Annotated in this window: 19 protein-coding genes; 14 read left to right on the forward strand and 5 right to left on the reverse strand. The window is 61.0% G+C overall.

Annotated elements, in window-relative coordinates; all coding sequences use genetic code 11:
* The first annotated feature begins 41 nt into the window (after window positions 1-41).
* The 8 genes from ACS5RD_RS18180 to ACS5RD_RS18215 all read left to right on the forward strand — a co-directional run bounded on the left by ACS5RD_RS18180 (window position 42) and on the right by ACS5RD_RS18215 (window position 9,832).
* Window positions 42-1,673 (forward strand): response regulator, encoded by a 1,632-nt coding sequence (locus ACS5RD_RS18180; RefSeq protein WP_489928559.1) that lies wholly within the window; start codon window positions 42-44, stop codon window positions 1,671-1,673.
* Window positions 1,674-1,764: 91 nt separating this feature from the next.
* Window positions 1,765-3,198 carry an amidase gene (locus ACS5RD_RS18185; protein WP_489928560.1) on the forward strand — a complete coding sequence of 478 codons (1,434 nt, stop codon included), beginning with the start codon at window positions 1,765-1,767 and terminating at the stop codon, window positions 3,196-3,198.
* A 180-nt stretch (window positions 3,199-3,378) separates the two neighbouring features.
* A complete protein-coding gene (locus ACS5RD_RS18190; protein ID WP_489928561.1) occupies window positions 3,379-4,446 on the forward strand; it encodes an ABC transporter ATP-binding protein in 1,068 nt (355 codons plus the stop codon).
* Complete coding sequence (locus ACS5RD_RS18195) at window positions 4,447-5,358, forward strand: ABC transporter permease (RefSeq protein WP_489928562.1); 912 nt, start codon at window positions 4,447-4,449, stop codon at window positions 5,356-5,358. It abuts the gene before it with no gap.
* Window positions 5,348-6,151, forward strand: coding sequence for an ABC transporter permease (locus ACS5RD_RS18200; RefSeq protein WP_489928563.1), 804 nt, complete (start codon window positions 5,348-5,350; stop codon window positions 6,149-6,151). Before ACS5RD_RS18195 ends, ACS5RD_RS18200 begins: the two co-directional genes overlap by 11 nt.
* A 25-nt stretch (window positions 6,152-6,176) precedes the next feature.
* On the forward strand, window positions 6,177-7,202 hold the full coding sequence (locus tag ACS5RD_RS18205; RefSeq protein WP_489928564.1) for an extracellular solute-binding protein: 1,026 nt from the start codon (window positions 6,177-6,179) through the stop codon (window positions 7,200-7,202).
* A 28-nt stretch (window positions 7,203-7,230) separates the two neighbouring features.
* Entirely contained in the window at window positions 7,231-8,274 is a 1,044-nt protein-coding gene (locus tag ACS5RD_RS18210) for an extracellular solute-binding protein (RefSeq protein WP_489928565.1), read from the forward strand.
* 148 nt (window positions 8,275-8,422) lie between these two features.
* Window positions 8,423-9,832: an amidase gene (locus ACS5RD_RS18215; protein WP_489931404.1), complete on the forward strand. Its 1,410-nt coding sequence runs from the start codon at window positions 8,423-8,425 to the stop codon at window positions 9,830-9,832.
* On the opposite strand, the gene ACS5RD_RS18220 is transcribed toward ACS5RD_RS18215, so the two are convergent.
* The 3 genes from ACS5RD_RS18220 to ACS5RD_RS18230 all read right to left on the reverse strand — a co-directional run bounded on the left by ACS5RD_RS18220 (window position 9,827) and on the right by ACS5RD_RS18230 (window position 12,867).
* On the reverse strand, window positions 9,827-10,792 hold the full coding sequence (locus ACS5RD_RS18220; protein ID WP_489928566.1) for a Stealth CR1 domain-containing protein: 966 nt from the start codon (window positions 10,790-10,792) through the stop codon (window positions 9,827-9,829). The genes ACS5RD_RS18215 and ACS5RD_RS18220 overlap by 6 nt on opposite strands.
* Window positions 10,789-11,682 (reverse strand): glycosyltransferase family protein, encoded by an 894-nt coding sequence (locus ACS5RD_RS18225; RefSeq protein WP_489928567.1) that lies wholly within the window; start codon window positions 11,680-11,682, stop codon window positions 10,789-10,791. The genes ACS5RD_RS18220 and ACS5RD_RS18225 overlap by 4 nt, the downstream gene beginning before the upstream one ends.
* Window positions 11,683-11,769: 87 nt before the next feature.
* The gene (locus tag ACS5RD_RS18230) at window positions 11,770-12,867 is read right to left on the reverse strand and encodes an acetoin utilization protein AcuC (protein WP_489928568.1); all 1,098 of its coding nucleotides are present in this window, start codon (window positions 12,865-12,867) and stop codon (window positions 11,770-11,772) included.
* 167 nt (window positions 12,868-13,034) lie between these two features.
* On the opposite strand from ACS5RD_RS18230, the gene ACS5RD_RS18235 reads away from it, so the two are divergent.
* From ACS5RD_RS18235 to ACS5RD_RS18245, 3 genes are read left to right on the forward strand one after another with little or no spacing between them, the layout of a single operon-like run.
* Window positions 13,035-13,535, forward strand: coding sequence for an NUDIX hydrolase (locus tag ACS5RD_RS18235; protein WP_489928569.1), 501 nt, complete (start codon window positions 13,035-13,037; stop codon window positions 13,533-13,535).
* 51 nt (window positions 13,536-13,586) lie between these two features.
* Entirely contained in the window at window positions 13,587-14,021 is a 435-nt protein-coding gene (locus ACS5RD_RS18240) for a DUF1178 family protein (RefSeq protein WP_489928570.1), read from the forward strand.
* Complete coding sequence (locus ACS5RD_RS18245; protein ID WP_489928571.1) at window positions 14,021-14,659, forward strand: SDR family NAD(P)-dependent oxidoreductase; 639 nt, start codon at window positions 14,021-14,023, stop codon at window positions 14,657-14,659. Before ACS5RD_RS18240 ends, ACS5RD_RS18245 begins: the two co-directional genes overlap by 1 nt.
* An 83-nt stretch (window positions 14,660-14,742) precedes the next feature.
* On the opposite strand, the gene ACS5RD_RS18250 is transcribed toward ACS5RD_RS18245, so the two are convergent.
* Window positions 14,743-15,066, reverse strand: a complete 324-nt coding sequence (locus ACS5RD_RS18250; protein ID WP_054004658.1) for a 2Fe-2S iron-sulfur cluster-binding protein — start codon at window positions 15,064-15,066, stop codon at window positions 14,743-14,745.
* Between ACS5RD_RS18250 and ACS5RD_RS18255 the strand changes: the two genes are divergently transcribed.
* The 3 genes from ACS5RD_RS18255 to ACS5RD_RS18265 are packed head-to-tail and all read left to right on the forward strand — an operon-like array spanning window position 15,065 to window position 16,908.
* Window positions 15,065-15,820: a peptidoglycan-binding domain-containing protein gene (locus ACS5RD_RS18255; RefSeq protein WP_489928572.1), complete on the forward strand. Its 756-nt coding sequence runs from the start codon at window positions 15,065-15,067 to the stop codon at window positions 15,818-15,820. The two genes, ACS5RD_RS18250 and ACS5RD_RS18255, sit on opposite strands and share 2 nt — an antisense overlap.
* Window positions 15,817-16,458: an HD domain-containing protein gene (locus tag ACS5RD_RS18260; protein ID WP_054004660.1), complete on the forward strand. Its 642-nt coding sequence runs from the start codon at window positions 15,817-15,819 to the stop codon at window positions 16,456-16,458. Before ACS5RD_RS18255 ends, ACS5RD_RS18260 begins: the two co-directional genes overlap by 4 nt.
* Window positions 16,459-16,461: 3 nt before the next feature.
* Complete coding sequence (locus ACS5RD_RS18265; protein WP_489928573.1) at window positions 16,462-16,908, forward strand: hypothetical protein; 447 nt, start codon at window positions 16,462-16,464, stop codon at window positions 16,906-16,908.
* A gap of 47 nt (window positions 16,909-16,955) precedes the next feature.
* Here the strand turns inward: ACS5RD_RS18265 and ACS5RD_RS18270 are convergent, their stop codons facing one another.
* Window positions 16,956-18,380: a Do family serine endopeptidase gene (locus ACS5RD_RS18270; RefSeq protein ID WP_489931405.1), complete on the reverse strand. Its 1,425-nt coding sequence runs from the start codon at window positions 18,378-18,380 to the stop codon at window positions 16,956-16,958.
* Window positions 18,381-18,664: the final 284 nt, after the last annotated feature.

Here is an 18,664-nt window from a genome sequence, read left to right on the forward strand (position 1 = left end):
AACCCACACGTCTGCTTAGTACCTCAATAGCGTTTGCGCTGATGGCACTGTTTCTGCCGCCGTGGCTGGTGCTGGCGGCGCTGGGGGCGGATATGGCGCTAGAGGGGCTGAACCTTCAACTGATGCGCGCGCTTGATCCAAGCAGCCAGCCGCGCCGCTATCTCGCCGCCGTGACCACTGTGTTTCTGACCGAGACATTTTACGTTTTGGGTTGCGTGTTGATCTGGCAGCAAGATACCGAATTTGCCAAAGCGGCGGCTGCGGGCCTGCTCAGCATGACGTTGTTTCAACTCAGCACGGTGCGCGCGATTCATATGCCCTTCGGCATCGCAGGTTTGACTGCGGCAACCCTCACCGCCCTCATTGGTAACGGATTTTACTGGCTGGAGAAACAGGATTGGCTGGGCTTTGCCGTCTCTTCGATAGCTCTGCTTGCTGCAATTTATTATGGCTTGGGGGCGATGCGCTCCAATCATGCGCTGCATGTGGAAATCAGCAGTCGCGGCATCAGGGCGGATGCCGCCAACCGCGCCAAGGGCCGGTTTCTGGCGCAGATGAGCCACGAATTGCGCACGCCGCTCAACGCCATTGTTGGTATGGGCGAGGCGGAACTGCTGCACACGCCCAGTCCTGCCACGCAGGCGCGGATGCACACTCTGGTCAGCTCGGCGCTGGATCTGGCAGCGATCCTTGATGACATTTTGCAAATGGCTGCGATTGAGGAAAATCAACTGCCGCTCCGCCCCGTCACCGCCAGACCGAAAGAGGTGATCGAGGCAACGGTGGCGCTGTTCCAGCCGGTCTTTGCCAAAGCCGGACTTTGGCTGCGGCTAGAGTTTACCGCCCCTCGCCTGCCCGATGGCCGCCTTACCCCTGATCTGCCAGAGACCGCCGAGTTTGATCCGCAGCGCTTGCGGCAATGCCTGTCAAACCTTTTGTCGAATGCGTTGAAGTTCACCGAAACCGGCGGTGCGACGTTGCGGGTCTGCTACCGCGCACAACTTTTGCCCCACGCGAGCCAAGCCATTGCTGGTCAGTTGCAGATTGATGTTTCGGACACTGGCAAGGGCATTCCCGCGCATGAACGCGACCTCGTGTTTCAACCCTTCCAACGTGGTGCGGGCGCGCATAGCGGCACCGGCCTTGGGCTGGCGATCAGTCGCAGCATCGCCCAGCAAATGCAGGGCGATCTGGTGCATTTGCCCAGCCAGATCGGCGCACTGTTCCGGCTCAGCGTGATGATCCGCCCGGTCACGACTCCCACGCAGCTGTCTGCGTATGCGGCCAATCTGTCTGGGCATCGAATTTTAGTGGTGGATGACATCGCCACCAACCGCTTGGTTGCCGCGACCTATCTGCGCGGGATGGCGGTCAACGTCGATGAGGTTGCAAGCGGTGCCGCAGCCCTGCAAGCCATCGCAACACAGCGCCCAGATCTGGTGCTGCTGGATCTGCACATGCCCGGCCTGTCCGGCATCGAGACTCTGGCCGCGATCCGCGCCTTGCCGGGGCCGCATTTGCCGGTGGTGGCGATGACGGCGGATGCCTCTGCCGCCGACCGCGCGCTGTATCTCTCTGCAGGCTTGGACGGTTATCTGACCAAACCGCTGACGATGCAGGCACTGCGACTTGGCCTTGCCAAACACCTGACACGCCCTGCCCCCTTGGCATAGCGGACGCCTGTTTGCGACATCGCTGGTCGTCCCGGGCGGGACGCCACCGCTTTGTCGGCGTCAACTGCGCCAAACAAGCAGGAGAATCGACATGATGGGTGATCTGGGTGCGCGCGACGCCACCGAACTGGCGGGGATGGTGGCATCGGGGCAAGTCACGCCCACCGAACTGCTCGACGCAGCCCTTGCCGCCGTCGAGGCCCGCAACCCCGCGATCAACGCTGTGGTGCTGGTGCAAGAAACCGCCGCCCGCCGCGCCATTGCCAATGGCCTGCCGCGCGGGCCGTTCCGCGGCGTGCCGTTCCTGCTGAAAGACCTTGGTTGCGAGGCGGTGGATTTCCCCGGCCACAACGGCTCTCGCCTGCTGATGAATACCACCTACGCCCGCGATTCCGCGATATGGGAGCGTATCCGGGGCACGGGCGTGGTTAACTTTGGCCGCTCCACCAGCCCCGAGGGCGGTGTTGGCACCGTCACCGAAGCCGCCGTCTATGGTGGCCCGACCCGCAACCCGTGGAATCTGGATCACACCTCGGGCGGATCCTCTGGCGGGGCGGGCGCTGCGGTAGCGGCGGGGATCGTGGCGTTTGCGCATGGCTCGGATGGCGGCGGATCGGTGCGTATTCCGGCCTCCAGTTGCGGGCTGTTCGGCTTCAAATCCACCCGCGCCCGGCTGCCCGATGGCCCCTATTCCGGCGAAGGCTGGGCTGGCATGGCGATTGATGGCTTTCTGACCCGCTCGGTGCGCGATACCGCAATCATGCTGGACGCCTGCGAAGGCCCTGACCTTGGCGCGCCTTATGTTGCCCCACCGCTTGCCCACGGCCATGCCGCCGCGATCAGCCGCCCGCCGCGCCGCCTGCGCATCGCACTCTGCGACACCACCTTCACAGGCGAGGCGATTGATCCAGAAGTGGCGCAAGCTGTACGCGACACCGCGAAACTGCTGGAAAGCCTCGGCCATCATGTTGAACCCGGTCGCCCCAGCGCCGATGTCGAGATGATGATGCGGGCTTGGACCGATATTGTCGGTGTCGGCACCGCTTTGTCGATCCAGAAGGCGCTGAACGGGCGTGATCTGACGCCCGATCTGGTCGAAGGTATCGGTCGTTCCGCCTGCGCCTATGCCGCCACCCTGCCCCCCACCCGCTATCTGGAGGCCGTCGGCGAGATTCACAGCTTCGGCCGCCAGATGGCCTCATACTTTGCCAGTGGCCCCGACATTCTGCTGTCCGCCACCCTTGCCGAGCCGCCCGCCCGCGTCGGCCGCTATCATCACAACCGCGACGACTATGTGAATTACCGCGTAGGCCCCGGCGGCATCTTCTCCTATTCGCCGTTTTGCGCGGTGTTCAACGCCAGCGGTCAGCCTGCGGCTTCACTGCCTTTGGCACAGTCGGCCAGCGGTTTGCCAATCGGCATCCACCTCGCGGCTCCCTACGGCAATGATGAAGAACTAATCGCACTCTGTGCCGAAATCGAATCTGCCGCACCTTGGACAGCCCGCCGCGCGGCAATGGCTTAAGCCGCGCCTAAGCGTTGCCAAGCCTAAGCCTTTGCGCGCGTTATCATCCTGCCGTGTGCTTAGGCAGTTGCACAACCTAAGCGGCAACTGCCTAGTCTTTCGGCACCTCGAGCGAAGTTTATGTTGCGCCCGCGCGTCCCGGCTGCACAATATGATCAAAACCAACGGGAGCGAGTCACCTTGAGCCAAACCAACGCCGTCGAGGCCCGCAATGCCGTCAAAGCCTTCGGAGAAGGCGATAACTCCGTCCGCGCACTGAACGATGTGTCTGTCGAAATCCGCAAGGGTGAGTTTTTCACCCTGCTCGGGCCGTCCGGCTGCGGCAAAACCACCCTTCTGCGCCTGATCGCCGGGTTTGAGATGCCAACCTCTGGCACCATCCTGCTCGATGGCCAAGACATCACCTACCTGCCGCCAAACAAGCGCCCAGTGAACACGGTGTTTCAAAGCTATGCTTTGTTCCCGCATCTGACCGTGGCGCAAAACGTCGGCTTCGGTCTGCAAATGCAGGGCCGCCCCGCCGCCGAGGTGAAAGAAACCACGGCGCGGATGCTGGCTTTGGTCAAACTAGAGCCGATGGCCAACCGCAAAACCAGCCAGCTTTCCGGCGGCCAGCAACAGCGCGTTGCCCTCGCCCGCGCGCTGGCACCGCAGCCGAAAGTGCTGCTGCTGGACGAACCCCTGTCGGCGCTTGACCTTAAGCTGCGCAAGGAAATGCAGATTGAGTTGAAGCGGCTGCAAACCGAGACCGGCATCACCTTTGTGTTCGTGACGCATGATCAGGAAGAAGCCCTGACGATGTCCGACCGCGTCGGCGTGATGTCGGCGGGCAAATTGCAGCAGGTCGGCGCGCCAAAAGACATCTATACCCGCCCGGTCAACCGCTTTGTCGCAAGCTTCATCGGTGAGACCAACTTCCTCAGCGCCACCGCGGAACCCGGCGCAGCACGTCTGGCCACCGGTGCTGTTGTCGAGATGCCGGGGCTTGCCCGCTCTGGCCCGGTCACCGTAACCGTCCGCCCGGAACAAGTCCGCCTTGTCGATGCGTCCGAACCGGGAGCCATCGCCGCCACCGTCAAAAACCTCGTCTATTTTGGCACCGACACCCATTGCTACCTTGCGCTGCAAGACGGATCAGAGTTGGTCGCCCGCCTGCAAAGCCCAGCCACCGGTGAGGTTGGCTTGCAACAGGGCCAACAGGTCGGTGTGCGGTTTACCCCCGGTGCCGCCCAGATCGTGGAGGATTGAATGAGCGCCGCTGAAAAAGCCCAAGCCGCGCAATCCACCCGCAATGGCTGGCTGCTCTCAACCCCGGCGCTGGTGATCCTGACGCTGTTCGCAGTGGGCCCCTTGATGATCGTGGCGGTGTATTCCTTCCTCGCCCCCGGCCAATACGGCAATGTCGAATGGCAGTTCTCGTTGGACGGCTGGCGCGGCATCCTGTGGACCAAGGACATCTTTGACGACACTTACGGGCTGGCCGATGCCAATGTGACGATCTTCTGGCGCTCGATCAGACTGTCGGTGCTGACCACAATGCTGACCTTCGCGGTGGGCTTTCCAACGGCTTGGTTCATCGCCACCCGTCCCACCAAATCGCGAGCTTTGTGGTTATTTCTGATTACCATTCCGTTTTGGACCAACCTGTTGATCCGCACCTATGCGATCAACGAGGTGATCCGCAATGAAGGCCTGCTGAACACTCTGCTGCTGAAACTCGGCGTGATCTCGGCGCCGATCCAGCTGCTGTATACCGATACCGCCGTGTTCATCGGCATGGCCTATGTCTATCTGCCGCTGATGGTGCTGCCCTTGTTCGCGGCCATCGACCGCTTTGACATGAAACTGCTGGAAGCAGCCTATGACCTTTACGCCAGCCGGATGCAGGTGCTGCGCCGGGTGATCTTGCCGATTGTGAAACCGGGGATCATCGCGGGCTCGATTCTGGTGTTCGTGCCATCTTTGGGCGCTTACGTAACTCCCCGCGTGCTCGGCGGTGGCAAGCAGATGATGATCGGCAACTTTATTGATTTGCAATTCGGTCAGGGCCGCAACTGGCCACTGGGTGCTGCGCTGTCCCTGACGCTGCTGGTGATCGTGACAGCCGCCCTGCTGATCTATGTGAAATACGCAAACCGGGATACCGCTCATGGCCACTAAAACCTTCTCAGTCGCCAAACTGCCCGGCTTCACCACCACCGCCGTGCTGGTGTTCATAGCGCTGTATCTGCCGATCTTCACGCTGGTGGCGTATTCCTTCAACGCCAGCCAATCGGTTGCGGTCTGGGGCGGGTTTTCCTTGGATTGGTATACCAAGGCGTGGAACAATGATCAGGTCAAGGACGCCACCATGCGCTCTTTGATCATCGCGGTTTCTGCCGCCGTGATGTCCACCGCCGTCGCCACGATGGCGGCTTTGGGCACCACCCGGCGCAAGGCGTTCAAGGGCCAAACCTTCATCTATGTGATGATCAACCAGCCGCTGATGGTGCCGGAAATCGTCACCGCTGTTTCCCTGCTGATCTTTTTCGGTATGATCAAACAGGCGACGGGTATTCAAGGCATCGGCTATGTGATCTTCGCCCATGCCGCCTTCTGCATCCCCTTCGCCTATCTGCCGATCCGCGCCCGGCTTGAGGGCATGGATCTGACGCTGGAAACCGCAGCCGCCGACCTTTACGCCTCGCCTTGGCAGACCTTCCGCCATGTCACCCTGCCCTTGCTGCTGCCCGGCGTGATCGCAGGCGCGATGCTGGCCTTCGTGATCAGCCTTGATGACGTGGTGATCACCGAATTCGTTAAATCCGGCGGGCAAGACACGCTGCCGACCTATATGCTTGGCCAAATGCGCCGTCAGCTGACCCCTGAAATCAACGCGATTTCCTCGATGCTGCTGGCGTTGACCGTCGTGCTGCTGACCGCGTTCTTCCTGCTGACCCGCAAAAACGATTGACCCCAAACATCGGAGCCTCCCCCGTATGAAAAAGTCCGCTCTTACCCTCACTTTGCTGCTGACCACCGCGCTGCCGGCCCTCGCGGAAGGCCAGTTAAACCTGTTCAACTGGGGTGATTACACCTCGCCGGAACTGCTGGAAAAGTTTGAAAAAGAGACGGGGATCAAGGTCACCGTCACCGATTACGACAGCAATGACACAGCACTTGCGAAAGTCTCGGCAGGTGGCAGCGGTTTTGACCTTGTGGTCCCCTCGGCGCATTTCGTGCAGATCTATGTCGAGAAAGGCCTGATCCAAAAGCTCGACCTGACCCGCCTGCCGCACCACGGCAACATCGCGCCCGAGTGGATGGATGTGGAATGGGACAAGGGCCGCAACTATACGATTCCATGGCAATGGGGCACCACCGGGATTTCGGTGGATACCTCGGTCTACAAGGGCGATCCGAACACGTCAGAGCTGTTCCTGAATCCGCCAGATGAGCTGAAGGGCAAGATCAACGTCGTGCCCGAGATGAACGAGGTTGTTGGCCTTGCGGTGATGTGGGCGGGCGGCAAGCCCTGCACCGAGGACGTCGCCGTGCTGAAAAAGGCGCATGACGCGCTGATGAACGGCAAGCAATACTGGACCTCGATGGATTACGGCACCACCGAACATATGGCCAATGGCGATTGGGCGGCATCGGTGAACTGGTCGGGTGAAACCTTCCGCTCGCGGCTGAAAAACCCCAACGTGGTCTATGGTTATCCGAAAGAGGGCTACCCTTTGTGGATGGACTCGGTGGCACTTTTGACCGACGCTCAGAACGTCGATGAGGCCTATAAATTCCTCGACTTCATCAGCCTGCCGGAAAATGCCGCCCTGATATCGGCCTTCGCGCGCTACCCCAATGGCATCACCGGCTCACAAGAGTTCATGCCCGCAGACATGGCAACCGCGCCCGAGGTCAATATCCCGGCCGAGTTCAAAGCGGCGGGGCATTTCATGCCAGCGTGCTCTGGCAAGGCGCTGGAATACATGACGGCGATCTGGACCGATTTGCAGAAATAACACGAGACTGAAACCAAGGGAGACGACAATGACAAAAACAAGCGTGGCGAAAAAACTTTTCTCAGCCACCCTTCTGTTGCTCGCCAGCACCTCGCTGGCCTCGGCTGAAGGCACATTGCAACTGTTCAACTGGGGCGATTACACCAGCCCCGAACTGCTGGCGAAGTTTGAAAAAGAAACCGGCATCAAGGTGACGGTCACCGATTACGACAGCAACGACACTGCACTGGCCAAGATTGAGGCCGGCGCTTCGGGCTTCGATCTGGTGGTGCCTTCGGCCAACTATGTGCCGATTTTCGCCGAAAAGGGCCTGATCCAAGAGCTTGATCTGACCAAGATACCGCATCACAGCAATATCGCGCCGGAATGGATGGACGTGCCTTACGATCCGGGCCGCAAATTCACCATTCCGTGGCAGTGGGGCACCACCGGCATGGCAGTGAACCAGAAAGCCTATTCCGGCGATGTGAACACCAGCGCGATCTTCTTGGACCCGCCGCCCGAACTGGTCGGCAAGGTCAACGTGACGCCCGAGATGAACGACGTGCTGGCGCTGGCGACGATGTATATGGGCGGCGAGCCCTGTTCTGAAGACGCTGAGCTGATGAAAAAGGTCCGCGACAAGCTGCTGGAGGCCAAGCCGAAATGGGGCTCGATGGACTATGGCATGACCGAGAAAATGTCGAGCAATGACGTGATGGCGTCGGAATACTGGAACGGCGCGATCTTCCGCGTGCGTCTGGCGAACCCGGATGTGAAATATGGTTACCCGAAAGAGGGCTATATCAAGTGGATGGATCAGGTGGCGCTGCTGACAGACGCCAAGAACGTCGAGGAGGCCTATAAGTTCCTTGATTTCATCAGCTTGCCGGAAAATGCCGCGCTGATTTCCAGCTATGCCCGCTATGCCAACGGCATAACAGGGTCTGAGGCTTTCATGCCCGAAGACATGAAAACCGCACCGGAAATCTTGATCCCAGCCGAGTTCCAGGCGGCGGGGCATTTCCTGCCCGCCTGCACCGGCAAGGCACAAGACTATATCACCGCAATCTGGACCGAACTTCAAAAGTAACCCGCGTGATCTGAGAGTGATGCGGGGGTGCACAACCCCCGCATTCCTGTTTCAAGCGCTTGCGCGCAAGAATGGAGAGGGCTTTCCGCCCCCTCCAAACCTCCCCCCGCATATCGCCTTGGGGTAGTTGAGCCAGAGGATGACCAAATTGGCATTGCATGAGTTGTCAGCCTCCGAGCTGTCGCGGATGATCGCTGCCCGCAAGGTGGCCCCCTCTGAAGTGATGGCAGCACACCTCGACCAGATCGCAGCGGTTAATCCTGCGGTGAACGCGGTGATTTCGCTGCGGGACCGCGATGAATTGCTGGCTGAGGCAAAGCGCGCCGATGATGCTACGCCCGCAGGCTGGCTGCACGGCCTGCCGCTGGCGGTGAAAGATCTCTGTGCCACCAAGGGCTTGCGCACCACCTATGGCTCACCGCTGTTTGCCGATTTCATCCCGGCAAAGGACGATCTTCTCGCCGCCCGGATGCGCGCGGCGGGCGCGATCTTCATCGGCAAAACCAACACGCCGGAATGGGGCCATGGCAGCCATTCCTTCAACCCGGTGCATGGCGTCACCCGAAATCCCTATGACCTGGCCGTCACGGCTGGCGGTTCTTCGGGCGGTGCTGCCGCAGCACTGGCCGCGCGGATGGTGCCAGTGGCGGATGGCTCGGACATGATGGGATCTTTGCGTAACCCGGCGGCGTTCTGCAATGTCTACGGTTTCCGCCCGACGTGGGGTCTCGTGCCCGGAGACGCCGAGGGCGACACGCATCTGGCCACATTGGCCACCGAAGGCCCGATGGCGCGCACGGTTGAGGACGTGGCAAATCTGCTGACGGTGCAGGCCGGGGTTAACCCAGAAGTGCCGTTTGGCCGCGCGGGCAGCAATTTCGCCAGCCAGCTTGCCACCGACCTGAAAGGCAAACGCATCTCGTGGCTTGGTGATTGGGGTGGCGCGTATCAGTTCGAGCCGGGGATTCTCGACCTCTGCGAAGCCGGCCTGCGCGTGTTCACCGAACGGGGTGCCAAAGTCGAAGCCATTGCCGCGCCCTTCCCTGCTGAGAAGCTGTGGCAGGCGTGGACCACCCTGCGCGCCATGCTGAACGCGGGTGGCATGAAGCCACTTTACGACGATCCGGCCAAGCGCCTGCAGTTGAAGCCCGAAACCATCTGGGAAATCGAGCAAGGTCGCGATCTGACTGCCCAAGCGGTCTATGAGGCCAGCACGATCCGCAGCCGCTACTACGCCCATATGGCCCGCCTGTTCAGCAAATATGACGCCGTTATTCTGCCGACCGCCCAAGTCTGGCCGTTCCCGGTCGAGGGACGCTGGCCGCAAAGCATCAATGGCGTCGCGATGGACACCTATCACCGCTGGATGGAGGTGGTGATCCCGGTCAGCCTGATCGGCCTGCCCGCGCTGAACGTGCCGGTCGGGTTTGGCGCCAATGGCCTGCCGATGGGGATGACGATTGCGGGTCCCGTTGGCGCGGATGCCAAGATCCTCGCGATGGGCCAAGACTATCATCTGGCCACCGATTGGCCCGGCAAGCGTCCGCCTGAGCTATAGAATCCGCCGCCGCAGGAAGCCCAGAATATCCGCCTGCACCTGCGGCGATGCCTGATCCAGACTGTTGACGCAGATGAACAAAGCATCCTGCCGCGCCTCTGCTTCGGCGATCTTCTCGCGCACGCGCTGCGGTTTGTCGACATCAGCGCGGAAATAGACGGTGTTATCGGAAGCGGCAATCGTGGCCGTTCTCGCTGCGAGTTCCAGATGATTGGCCAAACTCGCCGGGTTAAACTGGCTGCCATGCCGGAAGCGCGGCACCATATTCGCCTCGATCACACCCGGATGTGCCGCCTCAAACCCCTGGAAGGTCGAGCGACGCAAGGGATGCGGCGTGTGGCCGATGCTGAAAAACTGCAGGCCCGCGCCTACAAGCCGCGCCGCGCGCAACTGTTGCAGCTTAAATCCCACCGGCTGCCAATTCTTGCCCCTACCATTCAGCCGCCCCACCGCCAGCTGCAGCCATGGCACCAAACCATAGGCCCGCGTCATCCAATGGCCGCGCAGCACAGGCCCGATTTCGGTAAAGAAATCCGCAGGCTGCACCGCGCGGATCAAGAAGAAATCATCGTTCAGGTAGATATACCGTTCCGCCAGATCGGGGATGCGATAGAGCGCCGTCTCAATCGTGCGGCCCGAGAATATCGGCAACAAAGCCTCATGCCCGCGATAGATCACCTTATGGTCAACGATCTTGATCCGCTCCCGCATCACCGGGTCAGCCCACAATTCTTGCACCACGCGCGGCACTTGCCCGTCGGTGACGATATGAATTTGGCGCAGCCACGGCGCAAACTTCAGCAAAGCGCTCAGACTAAACCGGATTTCATCGCGGCTCGCAAAACGCGTCGCCTCCACGCCCGCCGCTCCAAACCCCGGATCATAGGCGCGGCGCTTGGCGACATGGGCGGGGTCTTCGCCATCGACCCATGTCAGCACTGCATCAATCGGCTGGCTCACAGCACCGCCCTCAGCCGCTCCGGAATAATCACCACCGGCGGCCCCGGCAGTTTCGCGGGCTTATTCCACGCCAAAGGCCTGCGCACCCAAGTCATCCGCCGCCGGGCACTGTCAAACAAAGGCTCGCCCTCCACCGGAGTCGCCGCCTCGACCATGCGAAACAGCACCTCACGCCGCTGCATATGCGGGCCCCAACCCGCCGCGATCAGGTTGGGATCATTCGCCCGCCCCATCGCGGTCTCATAATCAATCATACCGAAATGGAACATGAACAGGTCCGGATGAATGTGGAAATTCCGCCGCTTGACCCGATGCAGACCCGCGCCCCATGTCACGGGCTTGAACGCCAACACCGGCTTGGTATAGGCGTTTGAGACCACCGCCACCCGCCTTTGCGCCAGAAACGGCTGCGCAGGGTCAATCGCAGGCTCGGATTTCAAATCCTGCACCACATCCAAGCCCAAGCCGGAAAGCGTCGAGGTCCGCGCCTGATGGCCCTGAATGAACGCGTTCAAACTGGCGTGCCGCGCCGGGTCAGCCACCAGAAACTCATCGACATCTGTGGCGATCACCGCATCGTAATCATAGCGCCACAGCGTGCGCGCAAGATCGGAAATCGCGCGCGAACGGTTATGCTCCATCACCACCCGCCGCATCGGAGTGTTGCTGATTTCTGCCGCCCAATCGCGGTGGCGCAGGTGCAGAAAGTTCACGCCCTCAAAGCCTTGCGGGATTGTCTCATCCAAGCCGTCGATGATCACAAACAGCGATTGCCGCCCGAAATTGCCGCCGTAATAGTCGATCCATTTGCGCAGAAAGATCCGGTCATTGCGCACCGTGGTGATGCAGGCGACCTTCACGAGCGGGGCTGGCACAACATTTTCTGACACGGGTTTCTCCAGCTTGAGGTAGGCTCGGCTTTACCGCAAGGCTGCACAAACCGCAACTTGACCCGCCCCAGCGGCGCGAAACCCAGCCTAGGCCCGCGCCAAAACCGCCACCCGCTCGCGCAACTCATCCCTGATAGCCCCTTCGCGCGGCGCGTCCCGCAAAGTCGTCAGCAGCGCGGGCGCAGGCAAAGGCCGCCCGCCGCCACCCCAACTTAAAGCCCGCAACACTGCCTGCGCCGCCTCGGGCAACAGATCGGGTACCGCTTGCCCCGACAACTCCGCCCACAGCAAAGTCCAGCACCGCCCCACCGACCACGGATTATAGCCGCCGCCGCCCAGCAACATCAGCCGAGGCGCCAGTCCCTTGATCGCCCGAAGCGCCTCGACATAGGCATTGTTCGACAAAGCCAGCCGCGACAACGGATCCTCCAGCAACGCATCCGCACCCGCCTGCAGCACGATCACCTGCGGCGCAAACCATTGCAAACGTGGTAAAATCATCTCATGCAAAACCATGCGCGCCTCGCTGTCGTTATACTGCGCAGGCACCGGCAGATTGACGCAATTTCCCGCTGCCACCCCCAAGGCCCCGGTAAATGGCCAACGCGCGTCCTCATGCACCGAGATCAGCAGCACCTCGGGCACGCCCGCAAAGGCAAATTCAACCCCATCGCAATGATGCGCGTCCAGATCAACATAAGCTACCCGCAACCCCATCCGGCGCAACGCCATGATCGCCAGCACGGGATCATTCAGATAGCAAAAGCCATTGGCGCGGTCGGGCAGCCCATGATGCGTGCCGCCGCCCGGCACATGTACGGCACCGCCCCCCGCCAATAATTCCGACGCCAGCAACACCCCACCTGCGCCCGTCGCCGGACGGCGGTAAATCTGCGGAAAGATCGGATTGGACAGAGTGCCAAGGTGATGCCGCGCCATTGCCGCCGCGTCGATCTCCCCCGCCTCTGCCGCCTGCAAGGCCGCGATATATTCCGCCGTGTGAAACGCCATCAGTGCCGCAGGTTTGGCGCGCGGGCTGGCGCGATAGCGCCCCTCCAGCCAGCCCAAAGCCCGCGCCAGATCCATCACAGTGGACACCCTCGGCACTCGCAAGGGATGCGCGCCACCATAGCTGGACCCGCGATAAATCTCTGATCCGATGAACACTGCAGCAGTCACTGCCATTCCCGCCTTTTTGACTGCCGTTACCGAATTGTAACGTTTTTGTAACAGATTTTGACTGAGGAAGTCGTTGCAATGCTATGCAAATCTTAAACAATATGCGATAGATGCTCTTGAATGCGGCTCTGAAGAACCGCAACTTTATAACGTACGAGTGAAGGCCGATGCAGATGAACCAAACCCTTGCCATAACGCCTCTGGACGAGGTCATACCGTCGCCGTTGCAATATGGCGCGATTTGCTGGCGGATGCACCGTGGCAAGGTAGAGGTGCTGTTGATCAGCAGCCGCGACACCGGCCGCTGGGTGGTCCCCAAGGGCTGGCCGATGGACAAACGTTCCCCGGCTGAGGCTGCGCAGCAAGAGGCGTGGGAAGAAGCCGGGGTGCTCGGTGAGATTGCCGAAACCACGATCGGTCAGTTCAACTACGTCAAATTGCTGTCGCCCAACCGCAGTTGCGAATGTGTCGTGCAGGTGTTTGCGTTGCGCGTCTCCGAAATAGTCGACAAATTCCCCGAGCGCAAAGAGCGTCGCCGCAAGTGGTTTGCCGCCGAAAAAGCCGCCCGCAGGGTGAATGAGCCGCAACTGCGTCGGTTGCTGATGGGCCTCAGCGCCAATTTCTCTGTCGAACCGCCAGAGCTTATGGTCGAGCAAGCGCTTGCAACGGCTTGAAAAGCGGCGCAGCCTGCTTAGGTAAAGACCCTCTCCCGTTTTGGCCAAGGCATGATCCACTATTCCCTTCGTTGCAGCAATGCCCACAGTTTTGACAGCTGGTTTCAGTCTGCTGGGGCCTATGAAAGCTTACTTGGTGCGGGGCGGATCAGTTGCCCGATCTGCGGCGATAGCGCGGTCGAGAAAACCCTGATGGCCCCCGCCGTGCGCCCTGCCCGCAAAGCAGGCGAGGCTCCGGCCAAACCCAAACTCAGCGAGCCCGCAACCGAACTGGAAGCCGCCATGGCCGAGTTGCGCCGTCAGGTTGAGGCCAACTCGGAATATGTCGGGCTGAACTTCGCCGCTGAAGCCCGCCGCATGCATGACGGCGATATCGACCAGCGCGCGATTTATGGTGAGGCCAAACCCGCCGAGGCCCGCGCTTTGATCGAAGACGGCGTGCACGTGGCCCCCTTGCCCTTCATGCCGCCCCGAAAGGCCAACTGATGACCACCCTGATCACCGGAGCAACCCGAGGCATCGGTCGCGCCCTGATGCTGCATTATCAAGCGGCGGGTGCCGTGGTGATCGGCACCGCCCGCAACCCGACGCCGGGGCTGACCACGTTAGACGTGACCGATCCCGCGGGCCAGCGCGCCTTGGGGCAAAGCATTGAAACGCTTGATCTTTTGATCTGCAACGCAGGCGTTTATCCAGATCGCGGCCAGCGGCTGGATGACGGCTATGCGCCCGCATTATGGGCCGAGGGCTTTAACACCAATGTCGTCGGCGTGTTCCTGACCATCCAGTCCCTGCTGCCTGCCTTGCGCAGAACGGGCGGCAAAATCGCAATCATTTCCTCGCAAATGGCGTCGGACACCACCGCGCCCGGCGGCAGCTATATCTACCGCGCCTCAAAGGCCGCCGCGCTGAACCTTGGCCGCAACCTTGCCAGTGATCTGAAACCGCAAGGGATCGCGGTGGGCATCTATCACCCCGGCTGGGTGCAAACCGAGATGGGCGGCGCGGGCGCGGATATCACCGAAGCCCAATCCGCGCAGGGCTTGGCTGCCCGGTTTGCCGCCTTGTCACTGGCGACAACCGGGTGTTTTGAGACCTGGGACGGCCAGGCGCATCCGTTCTGAGTGGAAGCCGAAATTCATAGAAAGCCGAATTTCATTGGGGGCTAGCCCCCAAACCCCCAGAGTATTTCGAAAAGAGCAAATGCTCAGATCTGCTTCTGAGGCATTTGCACGCGCAAACCGTCCAGCGCATCACTGACCTTGATCTGGCAGGTCAGACGCGACGTTACCGGATCGGGATTCCATGCGAAATCCAGCATATCCTCTTCCATCGCATCCTTCTTCGGCAGTTTGTCCACCCAAGCCGGATCAATATAAACATGGCAGGTCGAACAAGCGCAGGCCCCGCCGCAATCGGCTTCGATGCCCGGAATGCCGTTGTCACGCGCACCTTCCATCACCGTCAGGCCGTTCGAGACATTGACCACATGTTCCTTGCCACCAAATTCGACGTAAACGATTTTCGCCATGCTGCTTTCCCTGTTTCTCGTGCCCAACGGCTCTGCCGCCGACATAGGCCAAAGCCACGGCATTTGCCAGTGCAGCACCGTCACAGTTCGGTGCAATTCCGTCACCACCCCCGATCACCCGCAGCCCCCCTCGCCCCAAGCCGCTTTGCACAGCCCCAATTTGCGGTTAAGCTTCGCCGCAACACGACCCGGAGCAACCGGGGGACAATACGGGCATGGCATGATTTTTCGTCTGATTTTTGGCTGTGCTGTGATTTTGGCTGGCTGTACCCAGCAGGTCTCGGTGACCGCCCCCGTCGTCGGCAATCTTGGCATTGACCTTGTGCGGCTGAAGGAAGGTGAGCGTCCGCCGCACACCGAAGGCGCGTGCTGGGCGAAAGACACCACCCCCGCCGTGATTGAAACCACCACGGAGCAGCTTGTCGTTACTGATGAGCAGCGCGATGCGCTGGGCAAAGTGACCTCGCCCGCCACCTATCAGACCAAAACCCATCAGCGCCTGCTGCAAGACCATGAAGAGGTCTGGTTCCGCGCGCCATGCCCGCAGGATATGACGGTGAATTTCGTGGCCACCCTGCAACGTGCGCTGAAAGCACGCGGGCTCTATATGGCCCCAGTGACGGGCGTGATGGACGCCACCACCGCCGAGGCGATCCGGCAATTCCAAGCCGATCGTGGCCTCGACAGCCCAGAACTTTCGCTTTCCGCCGCCAAAGAGCTTGGCATCATCGCAACGGATGTCTCAAAAATATGACGCTTTCAGCCACCCAATCCCGCTACGAGGCCGAAGTAGTACGGCAATGGTCTGCGCATCCTGCCGATGGCGCGCATGATCTGGGCCATCTGCGCCGCGTCTGGGCGCGCGCCAAATTGATCGCTATGGATGAGCCGTGTGATCTGGAGATCCTACTAGCAGCCTGCATCTTCCACGATCTGGTCAACCTGCCGAAATCCCATCCCGAGCGCGCCCGTGCCTCAACGCTATCTGCCGAGGCCGCCTGCCATTTCCTGCGCTTGGATGCTTTCCCCGAGGCCAAACTCTCGGCCGTCGGCCATGCCATTGCCGCGCATAGCTTTTCCGCCGCCATCACCCCGATGACCACCGAGGCCCGCGTGCTGCAAGACGCGGATCGGCTGGAGGCTTTGGGCGCCATCGGTATTGCCCGGATGTTTCATGTTTCGGGGGCTATGGGCGGCGGTTTGTTTGATGCCGAAGACCCGATGGCGCTGCAGCGTCCACGCGATGACCGTGCCTATGCGCTCGATCATATTGAGACCAAACTGCTGAAACTGGTCGATACCATGCAAACTGCCCCCGGCCGCGCCATGGCCATAGAGCGCGCCGATTGGATGCTGTCGTTCCGCACCCGCCTGCTGTTTGAGATCGGCTAGACCATGCGGACCCAGCTCTCGCTGCGCTTCGTGTTGATCTTGGTGCTCACCGCCGCCGCCACCATCGCCTTGCTGACCATGTTCGAGGCGATGATCCGTGCCCAACTCAGTTTTGGCACGGCCCTTGTCGTCGTGCTGCCGCTGCTGGTCGCCGCGCGGTCATGTGGCAACAGTTGGGTCACTCACCACCAAACACCCGCCGGGATCAAACCAATGCTGGCCTATGGCGCGTGGCTTGCCCTGCTCGCCCTGATTGTCTTCCTGCTGCACAGCATCGCCCTGCGGCTCTGGATCGGGCAAGACCCTGCCGAGACGGCGCGGATGCTGGCCCATAGCCCGCTGACGATCCTCACTGTCGCAGCCCTTGCCTATGCCACCTGCGCTTTGATCACCTGCACCGGTTTTGCCTTAGGCGCACGCGCCCAAGCCCGGCTGCTGCCGCGCAGATAAAAAGGCGGCAGGTTTCCCCGCCGCCCCTCATCGCAAAGTCTAAGCGCTTACTCGACCGACAGCGCCACGAACCGCGGATCACCCTCGCGCCGCACCAAGAGCAGGATCGACTTGCGCCCCGCCGCTTTCGCCTCGGACAAACGGTCTTGCAGATCGCTGATGCTGATCACCTTCTGCTGCCCTGCCTCAACAATCACATCTCCCGGCGTAACGCCTTTCTCAGACGCCTCAGACGCACCATCGACATGCGTCACCGCAAGCCCGGTCGCCCCAGCAGGCAGCTTCAGATCCTTGGCCACCTGATCATCCACCGGCACCAAGGTCAGCCCCAGCACTTCGGCCTTTTGCGGCTCGACCGGAGTGTCCTTCTGCGCCGCAGGTACAGGCTTGCCGGCCTCATCGGTTTCACGACGCCCCAGCTTGATCTGCAAGGTCTGCTGCTTGCCATCGCGCAGCACCACGGCAGGCACTTCCTCGCCAATCGGGCTATCCGCCACCGTCCGCGTCAGGCTGCGCACATCGGTGATTTCCTTGCCGTTGAAGCTCAAGATCACATCGCCCGCCAGCATCCCGCTGGCTTTCGCCGGGCCCTCCGGCACATCGGTGATCAAGGCACCCTTGGCATCGGTCAGACCCATCGCTTCGGCCACATCCGGCGTGACATCTTGGATGCGCACGCCCAACCAGCCGCGCCGGGTCTCGCCATACTGCTTCAACTGATCCACAACATGCGACACCACATTGGAGCCCATCGAGAAGCCAATGCCAATCGAGCCACCCGTCGGCGACAGAATGGCTGTGTTCACACCAATCACCTGACCGTCCATATTAAACAGCGGCCCGCCCGAGTTGCCCTTGTTGATCGCCGCATCGGTCTGGATGAAATCGTCATAAGCGCCGTTCAACTCGCGCCCGCGTGCCGAGACGATCCCGGCCGAGACCGAGAACCCCTGCCCCAGCGGGTTGCCCATCGCCATCACCCAGTCACCGACCCGCATCGCATCCGAATTGCCAAAGGCCACAAACGGCAGCGGCTCGGGGCTTTCAACCTTCAGCACCGCGATGTCGGTTTTCAAATCGGTGCCAACCAGCTTGGCTTTCAGCTTCTTGCCCGAGAAGAACTCAATCTCAATGTCATCCGCGCCCTCAATGACGTGGTTGTTGGTCACGATATAGCCGTCAGCCGAGATCACAAAACCCGAACCCAAGGCCTCCGAGCGTTGCGGCTCGTTGCCACCTTGGCCGTTCTGGTCCATGAAATCTTTGAAGAAATCCTCAAACGGTGAACCCGGCGGCACCATCGGCCCGCCATCTGTGGCCGAAGCCACCATCGACGAGGTGGTGATGTTGACGACCGAAGGGCTGATCTGTTGCGCCAGATCGGCGAAGCTATCCGGCGCGCCAAACGCCAGCGCCTGATGCGCAGGCCCAGCGGCCAGTGCCAGTGAGAGGCCCAGCCCAAGGGCCAGCATCAACCGGGGACGCTTGGGGGTGGCGATGGCTGGAACCGTCAGCGCACGCCCAGTCAAAACATTACGGGCATTAGAAAGTTGAAGCACGTCCGAACTCCTTTTCGTAGTGCGGGGCGCGATCCACATCGCCCGCCGCATCGGATCACATCCGCATATTCATTTACGGGCCAAAATGCGCAATGCAAACCAGATCGCGCCGCCTCAACCCTGCGTGAATGAATTTGTCACCTGCGTGAGCCCGAGTGCAAGCGCCATCGGCACATTGCGCCAATCCTCGCCACAAC

The sequence above is a fragment of the Cypionkella sp. PAMC25878 genome (genome assembly GCF_058135695.1).

Bases quoted from the DNA above. Each gene is read 5' to 3' on its own strand.
- ACS5RD_RS18250 (WP_054004658.1), bottom strand. From the start codon at position 15,066: ATGGCGAAAATCGTTTACGTCGAATTTGGTGGCAAGGAACATGTGGTC.
- ACS5RD_RS18270 (WP_489931405.1), bottom strand. From the start codon at position 18,380: ATGCTGGCCCTTGGGCTGGGCCTCTCACTGGCACTGGCCGCTGGGCCT.
- ACS5RD_RS18200 (WP_489928563.1), top strand. From the start codon at position 5,348: ATGGCCACTAAAACCTTCTCAGTCGCCAAACTGCCCGGCTTCACCACC.
- ACS5RD_RS18235 (WP_489928569.1), top strand. From the start codon at position 13,035: ATGAACCAAACCCTTGCCATAACGCCTCTGGACGAGGTCATACCGTCG.
- ACS5RD_RS18185 (WP_489928560.1), top strand. From the start codon at position 1,765: ATGATGGGTGATCTGGGTGCGCGCGACGCCACCGAACTGGCGGGGATG.
- ACS5RD_RS18230 (WP_489928568.1), bottom strand. From the start codon at position 12,867: ATGGCAGTGACTGCTGCAGTGTTCATCGGATCAGAGATTTATCGCGGG.
- ACS5RD_RS18265 (WP_489928573.1), top strand. From the start codon at position 16,462: ATGCGGACCCAGCTCTCGCTGCGCTTCGTGTTGATCTTGGTGCTCACC.
- ACS5RD_RS18245 (WP_489928571.1), top strand. From the start codon at position 14,021: ATGACCACCCTGATCACCGGAGCAACCCGAGGCATCGGTCGCGCCCTG.
- ACS5RD_RS18255 (WP_489928572.1), top strand. From the start codon at position 15,065: ATGCTGCTTTCCCTGTTTCTCGTGCCCAACGGCTCTGCCGCCGACATA.
- ACS5RD_RS18240 (WP_489928570.1), top strand. From the start codon at position 13,587: ATGATCCACTATTCCCTTCGTTGCAGCAATGCCCACAGTTTTGACAGC.
- ACS5RD_RS18205 (WP_489928564.1), top strand. From the start codon at position 6,177: ATGAAAAAGTCCGCTCTTACCCTCACTTTGCTGCTGACCACCGCGCTG.
- ACS5RD_RS18180 (WP_489928559.1), top strand. From the start codon at position 42: ATGGCACTGTTTCTGCCGCCGTGGCTGGTGCTGGCGGCGCTGGGGGCG.
- ACS5RD_RS18195 (WP_489928562.1), top strand. From the start codon at position 4,447: ATGAGCGCCGCTGAAAAAGCCCAAGCCGCGCAATCCACCCGCAATGGC.
- ACS5RD_RS18210 (WP_489928565.1), top strand. From the start codon at position 7,231: ATGACAAAAACAAGCGTGGCGAAAAAACTTTTCTCAGCCACCCTTCTG.
- ACS5RD_RS18260 (WP_054004660.1), top strand. From the start codon at position 15,817: ATGACGCTTTCAGCCACCCAATCCCGCTACGAGGCCGAAGTAGTACGG.